Here is a 12,584-nt window from a genome sequence, read left to right on the forward strand (position 1 = left end):
TCCGCGCTCCCCGGGGTGGGGGGGGGGGGGGGGGGGGGGGCGGGGGGGGCCGCCCGCCCGGGGGGGGGGGGGGGGGCGGGGGGGGGGGCCCCCCCCCGCGACGGGATCTCGATCAGTTGAGGAACGTACCGGACTCGACGGCAGTGGCCCGGAAGGTTCTTGGCAGTTCCGGCGGACTGCCAGCACCAGCGAACTGGAAGGTGGATCCGTCGTTGCTGCGTGCGAACGTGCCCTGGTCACCAGTGATCAGCCAGCGGCCGGTGTGCTCGCCGGGCTTCAGCTCGAAGGGCTTGACGAACAGCAGGTACTCCCGGTCCTTGGCGAGGATCTCGCCGGTGTCGTGCAGCTGCATGGTCTCGTCGCCGGCCTGCTGCACGGCCAGCACATCCGAGGGCACCTTGCCCCAGAGCACTTCCCGCACGCGCACCTTCGAGATCGTGACAGGCAGGTCCTTCAGCTTGTCCCTGGTGGACGACTCCACGGTCGCCCGGATAATCGCTGTGCTCTCCGCCCGTAGTTCAGCCAGGGAGGTGTAGTCCTTGACCCGGCTGGCACTCAATTCAGTCTGGCCTTCCGGCTGCGCTGCGATCTCACCGCCGGGTGCGCTACCGCAGCCGGCCAGAAGCGCGGCAGCTACTACTACCAAGGCGAGTTTCTTCAGCATGTACGGGTCTCCGCTCAGTAGATGAAGTTTGCCGCGGCGACGTCGTCGGCCTTCGGGGTATTGATCAGACAGCTGTCGTAACGCAAGTCGGTCGTGGGGTACGCCAGGGGAACGCTGACGCATGGACCGATGCCGCTATGGGCTATCCCGAGGACGTGGCCGAGTTCGTGCGCCATCACGCTCTGCTTCTTCGCCGCCGAGTAGCCGTCGGCGTGATAGGTGTTCCAGGTCGCGGTGAGTTTGGTGGTCCAGGTGCCACCGCTACCGCAAACCGGGTTGCCGCCGCTGATCTTCTGGGTGATGCCGTCGTAGCTGACGTTGCCGTAGTTGGCGATGTTGATGCCGACGTGCCCACCTGACGCGACCTTCGAGAAGTAGATCGGCGTCGAGGTCGCTTGCCAGGCCGAGGCACTGCTTTGCGCCACGGTGCCGTAGGCGCCACCACCTGTGCCGTCGGTCCACTGGACCGTGGTGCTGGAGACCTTGCACCCGTGCAGTGCGTAGGCCGATGCGGGGGCTGCTGTCATGACGAGCGCCGTGGCGCTGACGAGCGTGGCGGAGGCGACGATCGCGGCCGTCCGAAACAGACCGCGAGGCATCCTGGAGACGATGCTCATTCTTCTCCTTGCCGGAAGAGGGGACAACGGCGGCTGTGGTGGGCCAATACCCCAGCCATGCTTTGTTGCCGGAAGCGCGCTCCAGGGAAATCGTAGTACGTCAATATTTTTTTAGTGGGGAGATGTGCTCCGGGGGTGTCGCCCCCATTGGTTAGTCGTTACCTTCGGTAGTCGGTGGCGTGGGTTGCAGTCGCGTCACCGCTGCTATGAGTGAGTGGATAAATACTGTCGGTAATATTCCGTAGTCTGGCCTTGGGTGACTCAGTGGAACACCTCCCGCCACACAGCCGCCTCAGCGGGCGTGTAGCTGCGGGTGAATCCGCAGGCCCAGGCGACCGGATCGGCCAGCGGCATGCCGCCGAAGCGCGGCTCCCCCGAGACCAGCAGCCGCGACCCCGTCTGGTAAGCGACGTTGTCCTGCCCGAACGAACCCTCCGGTTGCGGCATCGTGACGACGACGGTCGCGCCCGCACCTCCTCGGAACCATCGATGCACCTTGAAGGTCACTGGCACATAGCCGGGGGTTGTACCGGTGGTGGAGCCGATGTTGGCCACCGTCCCGTCGAAGCCGAAGGCTCTCCGCGCCAATGCCGCCGTGGTGTAGGACTCCATGCAACTCTGTGCGGCTTGGTGCCCCGCGAAGACGTCGGCGCCGCCGGAGGTTGAGAAGTCGTCTGGCCTCGGGTCGTCTCCCGGCCCGCCCAACGCCACGAAGGCGGCGACCGCCACGGCAGTTCCTCCGACAAGACCCACCGCCCAGCGTTGACGACGGCGAACCGGAGCAAGCCCCACGGCGCGCGGTGCCGGATGAGGCGGCAACGGCTGGTCGACGATCCGCGTAAGCAACTCGCGGCGAGCCTCGGCGTCGTCGAGAGCCGAGACGCGCTCCGCGTCGAGCGCCATCGCCTGTCTGACAAGGTTCGTGAGCCGATCGCTCATTCCGTTACCTCCTTCTCCACCTCTCATGTCCGGCACGCATCCCCGCGTTACACCCGCCAAAATGTCGCTACATGATCACGCCCTCCGCGTTCAACTCCCGAGCGAAGCGGATCCGGGCGCGGTGCAGTCGCACACGGACATTCACCGCCGTGTAACCGAGCACTCCAGCCGCCTCGGCGGGGGTCAGGCCCTCCACCGCGATGAGGCCGAGGATGTCCTGATCGTCCGGGCGTAGGCGGCCGAACGCCGCCGCCACCGAATCTGCTCGGTCATACGCCGCTGCGGTGTCCAGCACCGGCGAGGCGGCGTGGGCCTGCACCTTTGCGGCCAGCCGCTCGTGGCGCCGCCGGGCACGGTCGTGATTTGCCAGGGTCCGCCGGGCGACACCGTACAGCCACAGCAACCCCTGCGGCCCTTCGGGCATGTCGTCCAACCGCCGCCACGCGGTCAGGAAGACCTCGGCGACAACGTCACGGGCGTCCTGCACGTCAGCGGTGCGGCGCAGTGTGTATGCGAAGATCGACTTGTAGTGAGCTGCATACTCCCGTTCAAACCGAGTCGACCGCATGCCACTCCATGTCCGGCAGATCCCCAGGCGTTACACGACCGACAACACTGCGCACGACGAGCAGGTGATGGTGGGTGATTCAACCGGTGGCCCCGTGTTGACCAAGTGGTTTGCGGCCGACCCGCCAGTGGGTCGTGCACGAATCCCTTGCTCAATCGGCGGGTGGGGTGGGGGCGGAGTCAGCGCAACGAAGCGCGGGCGGAGAAGGCGATGCTGGCGAGCAGGAAGCCGCCGTTGACCACGGTGAACGCGACCACCACCCAGAACGTCAGCGCCGGGACGAACGTCAGCACCAGTCCGGCCACGAAGATCACCGCGCCGTAGTCGCGGACCAGCTTGGCGAGGCGTACCGGAAGGGACGTCGAGGTGACCATGCTGGCGGCGTTCGGGCCGGCCTGCATCACCGAGGTGACCAGGTTGACCATCCAGGTGCCGGCGAAGGCGGCCACCAGCCAGACCGGCGTCGACGGGCGCTGTGCCACCGCCACCGTGCCCAGCGCGGTCACCAGGGCGATCTGCGCTGCCACGTCGCAGAGCACGTCCACCCGGGCGCCGGCCGCGCTGCCCTGCCGGGTCACCCGGGCGAGCTGACCGTCGGCGCAGTCCAGGGCGTACGCCACCTGCCAGCCGACCAGCGCGACCAACCCGACCACCCAGGCCGGTACGTCCCCGGCGGCGACCCGGTCGGCGAGTGCCACCACGGTCACCGAGGCGGCCAGCCCCAGCACCAGGTTCATGATGGTCAGCGCGGTGGGCTTCAGCCCGAGCCGCTGGGCGACCAGCGCGAACGCCGCCCCCAGCCACTGGCTGACCGACTCGCTGAACAGCCCGCCGCCCCGGTTGACCCGGTGGAAGTCGGCGACGGTGGGACGGGACGATTCAGTCAAGGTGGTCGCGGAGTGCACCGGCGTAGTCTGCCAGTCGCTGTCGCGTCTCGGTAGGCGACATCGCCAGGTGCTCCAGGATGGTGTAGCGGTCCGGGCGGGTGCGGGGGGCGTACTGCACGGCCTCGACGAACTGGTCGTCGGTCAGCCCCAGCCCGGCCGGGTCCACGGCGAGGCCGTGCCGGTGCAGGCAGCCGGCGAGCTGGGCGAAGCGCTCCGGTTCGTCGCGCAGGAAGGTGCAGAACAGGGCACCGAGCCCGACCTGCTCACCGTGTGCGGCGGTGCCGGGGTAGAGCCGGTCGATGGCGTGCGAGATCTCGTGGTCGCCGCCGCTGGCCGGACGGGTGGACCCGGCCACCGAGCTGGCGATGCCGCCCAGGATCAGTGCCTCGGCGAGGGTGGTGAGGAAACCGTCGTCGCTGATCGTCCCGGGGTGGTTGATCAGTGCCTCGGCCCCGGTCCGGGCGAGGGTCACGGCCAGCCCGTCGATCGGCTCGTCGCGTACCTGGTGGGCCAGTTCCCAGTCGGCGCAGGCGCTGATGTTGCTCACCGCGTCACCGATGCCGGCCTGGGTCTGTCGGTCCGGTCCGTTCTCCACGAAGTCCAGGTCGACGATGACCGCGATCGGCATGTGCACCCCGTACGAGCCCTTGCCGCCCTCGTGGTCGAGGGAGGCGGTCGGCGAGGCGATGCCGTCGTTGGCGAGACTGGTCGCGACGGTCACCATCGGCATGCCGTACCGGGTGGCGGCGTACTTGGCGGTGTCGATGGTCTTGCCGCCGCCGATGCCGACCACCGCGTCGTAGTGGCCGGAGCGGAGCCGGTCGCCCAGCTCGTTGGCCGCGTCGATGGTGCCGCCGGTGACCATGAACACGTCGGCGGAGCCGAGGCTGGGCTGGCACAGGTTGGCGATCTTCTCGCCCTGGCCGGGGCCGACCACCACCGCCACGTCACCCCCGGCGGAGATCCGCCGGTCGGCCAGGAGCGGGCCCAGGTCGGCCACCGCACCCCGCCGGACCTCGATCACCAGCGGCGTGTTGACCGTACGGGCTAGTAGTGGCACGCGATCTCCCGCGCCCGGGCCAGGTCGTCGTGGTTGTCGACCTCCACCCAGGCGACGTCGCCGATCGAAGCGGCCCGGACCTCGCCCCCACGGTCGGCGAACTCCTGGTAGCCGTCCTCGTAGTACAGGTTCGGGTCGCGCCGCCAGGTCGCCTCCAGGGCGTCGGCGAGCCCGTCGGCCACGTGCGGCTCGATCAGCGTCGCGCCGATGTACTCCCCGTACGCCTCGGCCGGGTCCATCAGCTTGGTGATCCGGGTGAGCTGGCCGGCGGCGTCGAAGGTGGCCTTCATCTCCTCGTCGGCGAGCTTCTTGACCGTGTCGACGGCGAGCAGGATGCCCGGCCCGCGCTCGGCGAGCAGGGTCCGCTCCACGCTCACCGGGTGCACGGTGTCCCCGTTGACCAACAGGACGCCCCGGGCGAAGTGCTCCCGGGCCAGCCAGAGCGAGTACGCGTTGTTCCACTCCTCGGCCTTGTCGTTGTGCACGAGGGTGATCGTGACGCCGTACTTCTCCTCCAGGGCAGCCTTCCGGTCGACCACCGCGTCGGCGGCGTGGCCGACCACGATCACGACCTCGGTCAGCCCCACCTCGGCGAGGTTGCGCAGCGCGATGTCGAGGATGGTCGTCTCCCCGTCCACCGGCACGAGCGCCTTCGGCAGCGTGTCGGTGTACGGGCGCAGCCGACGCCCCGCTCCGGCCGCGAGCACCATCCCGATCATCGGCGACATTCTCCCTCGTACGACGTGGCGTTCCCCGCTGGAGGATAGTCGCGTCTGCTGTGGTGTGCGGTCAGCCGGGGAGGGCGGCCAGGTCGACGAGCATGGCCAGCCGCTCGTCGGGAGCCAGCACCGTGTACGGGTCGGCCGCCCGGCGGTCGGTCTCCTGCTCGATGGCCAGCCGCTCCGGCCCGTCCGGCAGTGCGCTCATGGTCGCGGCGGTGTGTCCGGCCGCGGTCCACGCCGCAGCGTGTGCGTCGGAGCGGTGGTAGCGCAGCGTGCCCAGCCGGTTGAGCAGCAGCACGCCCGGCGGGGTGCCGTCCGGCTCGTACGGCGGGGCCATCGCGCGGAACGCCTCGCTCGGCGCGGTGTCGTCGTCCTCCTCGACCGTCACCAGCGCGTACGCCAACAGCCGGCCGAGCGTCTCCACCAGCCGGAGTACCCGCTCGTCGTGTCCGGCCCACAGTTCCTCGGTGACCTCACCGTGCACCTGGTAGATCTCGGCGAGGAAGGCGGCACCCCGTTCGGTGGCCGAGAAGGCCCCGTCGGGCCGCCGGTGGACCATGCCGTGCGCCACGTGCTTGTCCAGCGCGCGTTGGCAGGAGGCCGGGTCCCGGTACCGGGTCACCGCGGTGAAGCCCGCCGCGGTGACGGTGCCACCGGGCGCGGCGAGCCGGGTGCGGAACTCCACCAGGAAGCCGGTGGCCGCCATCCCGCCGTAGCGCTGACTCAGCTCGGCGCCGCCGCCGTCGCGGCCGGCGAGCATGCCGGCGACGAAGACCCGGTCCATCGCCGGGGCGACCAGCCCCGCGAACCGGTGCGGCGGGAGCTCTACCCCGTCGCTCACAGCCCGATCGAGCGTAGGGCGGCGAACGCGTTCTCCGCGATCCGCCGGATCAGTCCGTCGTTGACGTCGCGGTGCTCGTCCAGCACCGCCACCTCCTGCTCGGTGATCCACCGGAACTCGGTGTGCTTGCCCGCCTCCAGGCGGGGACGGTCCAGGTCGCCGTCGACCCGGACCAGGAAGTCGGTCTCCACCCGCTCGATGCCGTCGTCGCCGGTGTACCGGTACTCGCCGACGAGACCGAGCACGTGCGAGACGGTCCAGCCGGTCTCCTCGAAGACCTCGCGGCGCAGCGCGTCCTCGACCTCCTCGCCCGGCTCCAGATGGCCACCGGCGATGTCCCAGGTGTTCGGGAAAAGCCGTCGTTCCGGGGACCGGCGCTGGATGAAGAGGCGACCCTCGTCATCGACGATCAGTGCGCCTGCGCAGCGTAGAGGCTCGGTGGACACGCCTTGACCCTAGCGAGGGATCAGCGTTCCGGCGACGCCCGGACGTCGCGAGGAGGAGACGGGGGTGTGGAGCGGGGATCGAGGGGTAGAGATAGCTGGTGGATGCGGGAGCCGCCACCGCGCCGCCGGGAGGTCGCCATGCGCAGCGCCAGGGAACTCGTCGAGTCGCAGTACGCGATGCTCCGCCAGCGGGACCTCGCCCGGCTGCCGGAGCTGTACGCGGACGACGCCTTCTACTCGATGCCGGGGTTGACGGTGCGTCCGATCGAGTTGCCCGCGGTGCTGCGGGCCTGGTCGGGGGCCTTTCCGGACCTGCGCACCGAGCTGACCGGGCTGGTCGAGACGGCCGGTGGGGTGGTGTTCGAACAGCGGATGACCGGTACCCACACCGGCGCGCTGCACACCGCCCTCGGGGCGGTCGCGCCGACCGGCCGCGCGGTGAGCTGGGACGTGGTCGACGTGGTCCGCGCCCGGCACGGTCTGATCGCCTCCTGGCGGTCCTACTTCGACCAGGGCCTGCTCCTGACCGACCTGGGCTGGCGGCCCGAGCCGGCCGCCGACGCCCCGCTCGCCGCCTGAGGTCGTCGGGGCCGCGAACAGGTCGCCGCCGTTTCCACCGCCCCGGATCACCCGTCCCGGTGGCTCAGGATGCGGACATCGTCGTGCCGTCCGCGATCGGCCGCCGCCCGCCCGTACGCTCAGTAGCCATGACCGCCGAGCAGCTGATCTCCTTCGCCCGTGGCGCTCCCTCGCTGGACATCGTCGATGTCGAGGGGCTCAAGGCCGCCGCCGTCCGCGCCTTCGACGTCGACCCCGCCGGAGTGACGGCGTACGGCACCTCCGTCGGTTACCCGCCCCTGCGGAAGTGGATCGCCGAGAAGCACGGGGTGTCGGCGGACCAGGTCCTGGTCACCAACGGTTCGCTCCAGGCCGACGCGTTCCTCTTCGACCACCTGGTCCGTCCCGGTGACGCCGTGGTGGTGGAGCGGCCGACGTACGACCGGACGCTGCTGAACCTCCAGCGTCAGGGCAGCGAGCTGCACGGGGTGACCATCCAGCCGGACGGTCTGGACACCGCCGAGCTGCGCAAGCTGCTGGAGTCCGGGGTACGGCCCCGGCTGGCCCACGTCATCCCGAACTACCAGAACCCGGCCGGCGTCACGCTCTCCCTGGAGAAGCGGCGCGAGCTGCTCGACCTGGCCGTCGAGTACGGTTTCACGATCTTCGAGGACGACCCGTACGCGGACATCCGGTTCCGGGGCGAGCCGCTGCCGTCGATGCTCTCGCTCGACACCCGGGGTGTGGTGGTGCACGCCTCCAGCTTCACCAAGACGGTCTGCCCCGGCGTGCGCGTCGGCTACCTGGTGGGGCCGGCCGACCTGATCGCCGACATCGCCCGGAAGGCCACCAACCTCTACATCTCGCCGGGCATGGTGTCCGAGGCGATCGTGCACCAGTTCTGTGTCTCCGGTGACATCGAGCGCTCGATCCGGACGGTCAGCACCGCACTCGGCGAGCGGGCCCGGGTGCTCGCCGAGTCGCTGCGCCGGCACATCCCGGAGGCGCGCTTCGTCGAGCCGGACGGGGGCTACTTCCTCTGGGTCGAACTGCCGGAGGACGTCGAGGTGGACCGGCTCGCCCCGGCGGCGGCGGAGCGCGGCGTGGCGGTGGTGAAGGGGAGCGACTTCGTCCTCGGTGGTGGCCGGCACGCGCTCCGACTGGCCTTCTCGGCGGTCACCGCGGACCGGATCGACGAGGGCGTCCGCCGGTTGGCGGAGGCCATGGCGGCCGTTCGAGGCTGACGGTTTCCTGTCACACCAGCCTTCTGTCAAATATCTGACAATAGATGATTCGGGCCGGCTCGGGACTCCCCTCGGGCCGGCCTGCGGCCCACAATGCTGCGAGCGCCTTTCACGTCGAACGGCCCTGGTGGGCCCCGGTGCGGACGTCCGCAGCACCGACGTGACGGGCGTCGTGAGCACCATCCCCCGCCCCCAAAGGCGTCGGGTGGGCCGTGTCGCACCTCACCCCCTTCGACGCGGCCGGCCCGCCCGACGCCGCCCCCGTACCCGGCGGGTGCCACCCCCCGATCGTGCGCGCCCGGCCCGGCACCTGCCGGCGGCGTACCCTCAACCCGCAGCAGCCGTGGGTGGTTGGGAGGAGGCGCCGTCATGTCCGACCGCACCGAACGGGCCCGGAACACACCGCTCGGCGCCGGCCGGGTCCTCCGACCCCGGGCCTGGACGGCTCCGGTCCGGGCGATGAGCCGGATCCTCAACACCGAGGACAGCCCTCGCCCACCCCACGAGACCGGACCGGACCGCAGCGCCGTGGTCGACTGTGCCCTCTACGTGGAGGGGGTCCGGCAGCCGGGCACCTGGAACTACGCCGACGCGCTCGCGGCGGCCCGCCAGCAGCCGCACGCCTTCGTCTGGCTGGGACTGCACGAGCCGGGCCTACGGGAGATGAGCGCCATCGCGGCCACGTACGGGCTGCACGAACTCGCCGTCGAGGATGCGGTCAAGGCCCAGCAGCGACCCAAGCTGGAGCAGTTCGGGGAGGTCAGCTTCCTGGTGCTGCGTACCGCCCGGTACTGCGAGCACACCGAGCTGACCGAGACCTCCGAGGTGGTCGAGACCGGCCAGGTGATGCTCTTCATCGGCCCCGACTTCCTGATCAGCGTCCGGCACGGGGACGCCTGCCGGCTCGCGTCCGTCCGGGCCGACCTGGAGAGCACCCGCGACCTGCTGCTGCACGGCCCGTGGGCGGTGGCGTACGCGGTCACCGACCGGGTGGTGGACCTCTACCTGGAGGTCGCCGACCAGGTCGAGGACGACCTGGACGTGCTGGAGGCGGAAGTCTTCGACCGGCAGAGCCACGGCCGGATCCAGCGGATCTACCAGATGAAGCGGGAACTGGTCGAGTTCAAGCGGGCCGTGGTGCCCCTGCAACGTCCGCTGCTGACGCTCACCGCCCAGGTCAACCGGGAGGTGCCGAAGGAGATCCGGCGCTACTTCCGGGACGTGCAGGACCACCTCAGCCGCACCGTCGAGCAGGTCAACTCATACGACGACCTGCTGAACTCGATCCTCCAGGCGCGCCTGGCCCAGGTCACCGTCGACCAGAACAACGACATGCGCAAGATCGCGGCCTGGGCCGCGATCGCCGCCGTGTGGACCGCCATCGCCGGCATCTACGGCATGAACTTCGAGAACATGCCCGAGCTGAAGATGACGTACGGCTATCCGGTCGTCCTGGCCCTGATGCTGGGCATCTCGATGGCCCTCTACCGCTGGTTCCGCCGCAACGGCTGGCTCTGACCGCCGCGCCGCAGCCCGGACGGGAGCCGTGGGCCGGTCCGGGCGGGGGCGCGCCCGGGTTCCCGGCGGGATGCGTAAGCGCCGGCGGTGCGGGGGCGTGCCCCCGCCTCGCCGGCACTCTCCCGGTGGCCGTGTGCTGACGTAGCCGTCCGCGCGGCGTCAGTGACGGCCGCCGCTGGGGCTGGTGGTGCCCCCCATCGCCCGGCTGACGTCGTCGGCCGGGCGTCCCGAGACATCCCGGGCGCCCTCGGCCACCGACGGCACCCTGTCGTTCGGGGTGACCGGCTTCGCGGTGGCGGCGCTGCCCGCACCGGCCACCGCCGAACTGCCGGCACCGGTCGGCCCGGTGGCGGCCGTGGTCGGCCGGTCGGCCGTCGGGGTACGCACCTCGATGGTCTCCACCTCGTCGCGCATCGGCTCCAGGGTGCGGTTCGGGTCGTACTCGGCCCACTCCTGCTGGTCCCGGCGGCGACGCATCGCCATCGCGCCGGCCACCCCGGCCACCGCCCCGGCCGCGAGCAGACCGGTCATGATGCCGCCGCGCCGCCGGGCCTTCTTCTTCTGCTTGACCATTCGCACGTTCTTCACCTTCGCCTTCCGGGCGATCGTGCCGGCCTGTGCCGCGCCGCGCGTGGCCATGGCCAGCGGGGCGAGGGTGGCGACCGTCGAGCCCCAACCACGGGCGGCGGAGTCGCGGACCCGCACCGCGGTCGGTGCCACCGCCACCCGGGCCGCCTGCACGCGGGGGCCGACGGAGTGGCCGACGCCCCGAGACGCGTACGTGGCTGCCTGCATCAGGTGACCAACGCCCTGGTTGAGCTCGGCCTTGGCCAGCTGCGCCTGGGACTTACGCCGCCCGATTCCAAACACGGTCCCACCTCCTGGGAGTTGTTCCTTCGTCATCCTCCACCTTCGGATGCCTCCGCACTGCCAGATCGGGCACATGGGAGGATCCGCATGGAACTGACCGACAAGTGAGGAGTACCCGTGGCCGAGGCTCTCTACGCCACCTTGCACACCAACCATGGCCCGATCCGGTTGGAGCTCTTCTCCAACCACGCCCCGAAGACCGTCCGCAACTTCGTGGAACTGGCCGAGGGCACCCGGGAGTACACCGACCCGCGCACCGGCCAGCCGGGCAGCGGGCCGTACTACGACGGCACCATCTCGCACCGCGTGATCAGCGGCTTCATGGTCCAGATGGGCGACCCGACCGGCACCGGTCGCGGCGGGCCGGGCTACAAGTTCGGTGACGAGTTCCACCCGGACCTGCGCTTCGACCGTCCGTACCTGCTGGCCATGGCGAACGCCGGGCCGGGCACCAACGGGTCGCAGTTCTTCATCACCGTGTCCCCGACGCCGCACCTGAACAACCGGCACACCATCTTCGGGCAGGTGGCGGACGAGGAGTCGGTGAAGGTGGTCGACTCGATCGCCAACACCGCGACCGGCCCGAGCGACCGTCCGCTCTCCGACGTGGTGATCGAGCGGGTCGAGATCGAGCGTGCCCAGGCCTGACCCCCGTACGAGGTACCTTTGCTCGCATGACTGAGCGCCGCAGGTGCGCGGACGGGAGGGCGAGACCGTGAGCGAGTCACCGCCGACCACGCCCGTCTGCTACCGGCACCCCGGTCGGGAGACGTACATCCGGTGCACCCGCTGTGACCGTCCGATCTGCCCGGAGTGCATGCGGGACGCCTCCGTGGGACACCAGTGCCCGGAGTGCGTGAGCGAGGGCCGACGTTCGGTGCGACCGGCGCGCACCGCCTTCGGTGGCGGTGCCGTCGGTCGCCAGGGCTACGTGACCAAGGCCCTGATCGCGCTGAACCTGCTCATGATGCTGCTCTCCATCGCCTCCGACCGTGGGGGCGACTCGGCGGCCGGCGGCTCCGGCTTCGGCGGGCTGATGGGCGGCAGCACCCCGCTGACCGAGTGGGGCGCGGTGCTCGGCCGGGCGCTCTTCGCCGACGGCGCCATCCACGGGGTCGCCGAGGGCGAGTGGTATCGCCTACTCACCGCGATGTTCCTGCACTACGGCGTGGTGCACCTGCTGCTCAACATGTGGGCACTGTGGGTGCTCGGGCGGTCCCTGGAGGGGGTCCTCGGGCCGCTGCGTTTCCTCGCGCTCTACCTGATCGCCGGGTTCGGGGGCAACGTCGCGGCGTACCTCTTCAGCGCCCCCAACGCCGCCACGGCCGGCGCCTCCACCGCCATCTTCGGTCTCTTCGCCGCGCTCTTCGTGATCATGCGTCGGCTCGGTCGGGACACCTCGGCCGTGGTGCCCATCCTGGTGATCAACCTGGTCTTCACCTTCGCCGTGCCGGGCATCTCCATCGCCGGTCACCTCGGTGGTCTGGTCGCCGGGGCGCTGATGGCGCTGGTCCTGGCCTACGCCCCCCGGATGCGTCGGTCGACCTTCCAGGTCGCCGGTGGCGCGGTCATCATGGTGGCCCTGCTCGGCCTCGTCCTCGTCCGCACCGCCGCCCTGCTCGGCTGACCCACACACCGCCGCCCTGCTCG

The 12,584-nt window shown here is 70.5% G+C and carries 15 protein-coding genes; 5 read left to right on the forward strand and 10 right to left on the reverse strand.

The genetic code is table 11. The features are described from left to right. Nucleotides 1-112: 112 nt before the first annotated feature. From ACIBJE_RS22560 to ACIBJE_RS22600, 9 genes are all read right to left on the reverse strand, one after another. Nucleotides 113-664, reverse strand: coding sequence for a hypothetical protein (locus tag ACIBJE_RS22560; protein ID WP_396751309.1), 552 nt, complete (start codon nucleotides 662-664; stop codon nucleotides 113-115). A gap of 14 nt (nucleotides 665-678) precedes the next feature. After that, a complete protein-coding gene (locus ACIBJE_RS22565; protein ID WP_396751311.1) occupies nucleotides 679-1,281 on the reverse strand; it encodes a matrixin family metalloprotease in 603 nt (200 codons plus the stop codon). 261 nt (nucleotides 1,282-1,542) lie between these two features. Further along, entirely contained in the window at nucleotides 1,543-2,220 is a 678-nt protein-coding gene (locus tag ACIBJE_RS22570; RefSeq protein ID WP_396751313.1) for a hypothetical protein, read from the reverse strand. A 67-nt stretch (nucleotides 2,221-2,287) separates the two neighbouring features. After that, nucleotides 2,288-2,788, reverse strand: a complete 501-nt coding sequence (locus ACIBJE_RS22575; protein ID WP_396751315.1) for an RNA polymerase sigma factor — start codon at nucleotides 2,786-2,788, stop codon at nucleotides 2,288-2,290. A 179-nt stretch (nucleotides 2,789-2,967) separates the two neighbouring features. Next, entirely contained in the window at nucleotides 2,968-3,693 is a 726-nt protein-coding gene (locus tag ACIBJE_RS22580) for a CDP-alcohol phosphatidyltransferase family protein (RefSeq protein WP_396751317.1), read from the reverse strand. Then, nucleotides 3,668-4,735: an iron-containing alcohol dehydrogenase family protein gene (locus ACIBJE_RS22585; RefSeq protein ID WP_396751319.1), complete on the reverse strand. Its 1,068-nt coding sequence runs from the start codon at nucleotides 4,733-4,735 to the stop codon at nucleotides 3,668-3,670. Before ACIBJE_RS22585 ends, ACIBJE_RS22580 begins: the two co-directional genes overlap by 26 nt. Beyond that, the gene (locus ACIBJE_RS22590) at nucleotides 4,723-5,454 is read right to left on the reverse strand and encodes a sugar phosphate nucleotidyltransferase (RefSeq protein ID WP_396751321.1); all 732 of its coding nucleotides are present in this window, start codon (nucleotides 5,452-5,454) and stop codon (nucleotides 4,723-4,725) included. Before ACIBJE_RS22590 ends, ACIBJE_RS22585 begins: the two co-directional genes overlap by 13 nt. Nucleotides 5,455-5,524: 70 nt before the next feature. Next, nucleotides 5,525-6,298 (reverse strand): hypothetical protein, encoded by a 774-nt coding sequence (locus ACIBJE_RS22595; protein ID WP_396751323.1) that lies wholly within the window; start codon nucleotides 6,296-6,298, stop codon nucleotides 5,525-5,527. After that, nucleotides 6,295-6,744, reverse strand: a complete 450-nt coding sequence (locus ACIBJE_RS22600) for an NUDIX hydrolase (RefSeq protein ID WP_396751325.1) — start codon at nucleotides 6,742-6,744, stop codon at nucleotides 6,295-6,297. The genes ACIBJE_RS22595 and ACIBJE_RS22600 overlap by 4 nt, the downstream gene beginning before the upstream one ends. 138 nt (nucleotides 6,745-6,882) lie before the next feature. Between ACIBJE_RS22600 and ACIBJE_RS22605 the strand changes: the two genes are divergently transcribed. The 3 genes from ACIBJE_RS22605 (at nucleotide 6,883) to corA (ending at nucleotide 10,064) form a co-directional block, all read left to right on the forward strand. Next, nucleotides 6,883-7,323, forward strand: coding sequence for an ester cyclase (locus tag ACIBJE_RS22605; RefSeq protein ID WP_396751327.1), 441 nt, complete (start codon nucleotides 6,883-6,885; stop codon nucleotides 7,321-7,323). 128 nt (nucleotides 7,324-7,451) lie between these two features. Beyond that, entirely contained in the window at nucleotides 7,452-8,546 is a 1,095-nt protein-coding gene (locus tag ACIBJE_RS22610; RefSeq protein WP_396751329.1) for a PLP-dependent aminotransferase family protein, read from the forward strand. A gap of 369 nt (nucleotides 8,547-8,915) precedes the next feature. Beyond that, complete coding sequence (gene corA, locus ACIBJE_RS22615) at nucleotides 8,916-10,064, forward strand: magnesium/cobalt transporter CorA (protein WP_396751331.1); 1,149 nt, start codon at nucleotides 8,916-8,918, stop codon at nucleotides 10,062-10,064. Between the two features lie 159 nt (nucleotides 10,065-10,223). Here the strand turns inward: corA and ACIBJE_RS22620 are convergent, their stop codons facing one another. After that, on the reverse strand, nucleotides 10,224-10,967 hold the full coding sequence (locus tag ACIBJE_RS22620; RefSeq protein ID WP_396751333.1) for a hypothetical protein: 744 nt from the start codon (nucleotides 10,965-10,967) through the stop codon (nucleotides 10,224-10,226). A gap of 84 nt (nucleotides 10,968-11,051) precedes the next feature. Between ACIBJE_RS22620 and ACIBJE_RS22625 the strand changes: the two genes are divergently transcribed. Together ACIBJE_RS22625 and ACIBJE_RS22630 are read left to right on the forward strand one after the other, a co-directional pair. After that, nucleotides 11,052-11,582: a peptidylprolyl isomerase gene (locus tag ACIBJE_RS22625; RefSeq protein WP_145834827.1), complete on the forward strand. Its 531-nt coding sequence runs from the start codon at nucleotides 11,052-11,054 to the stop codon at nucleotides 11,580-11,582. Nucleotides 11,583-11,649: 67 nt separating this feature from the next. Then, complete coding sequence (locus ACIBJE_RS22630; protein ID WP_396751335.1) at nucleotides 11,650-12,561, forward strand: rhomboid family intramembrane serine protease; 912 nt, start codon at nucleotides 11,650-11,652, stop codon at nucleotides 12,559-12,561. Nucleotides 12,562-12,584: the final 23 nt, after the last annotated feature.

This window comes from Micromonospora sp. NPDC050187 (genome assembly GCF_044459745.1).
In the GTDB taxonomy this organism is placed as follows: Bacteria; Actinomycetota; Actinomycetes; order Mycobacteriales; family Micromonosporaceae; genus Micromonospora.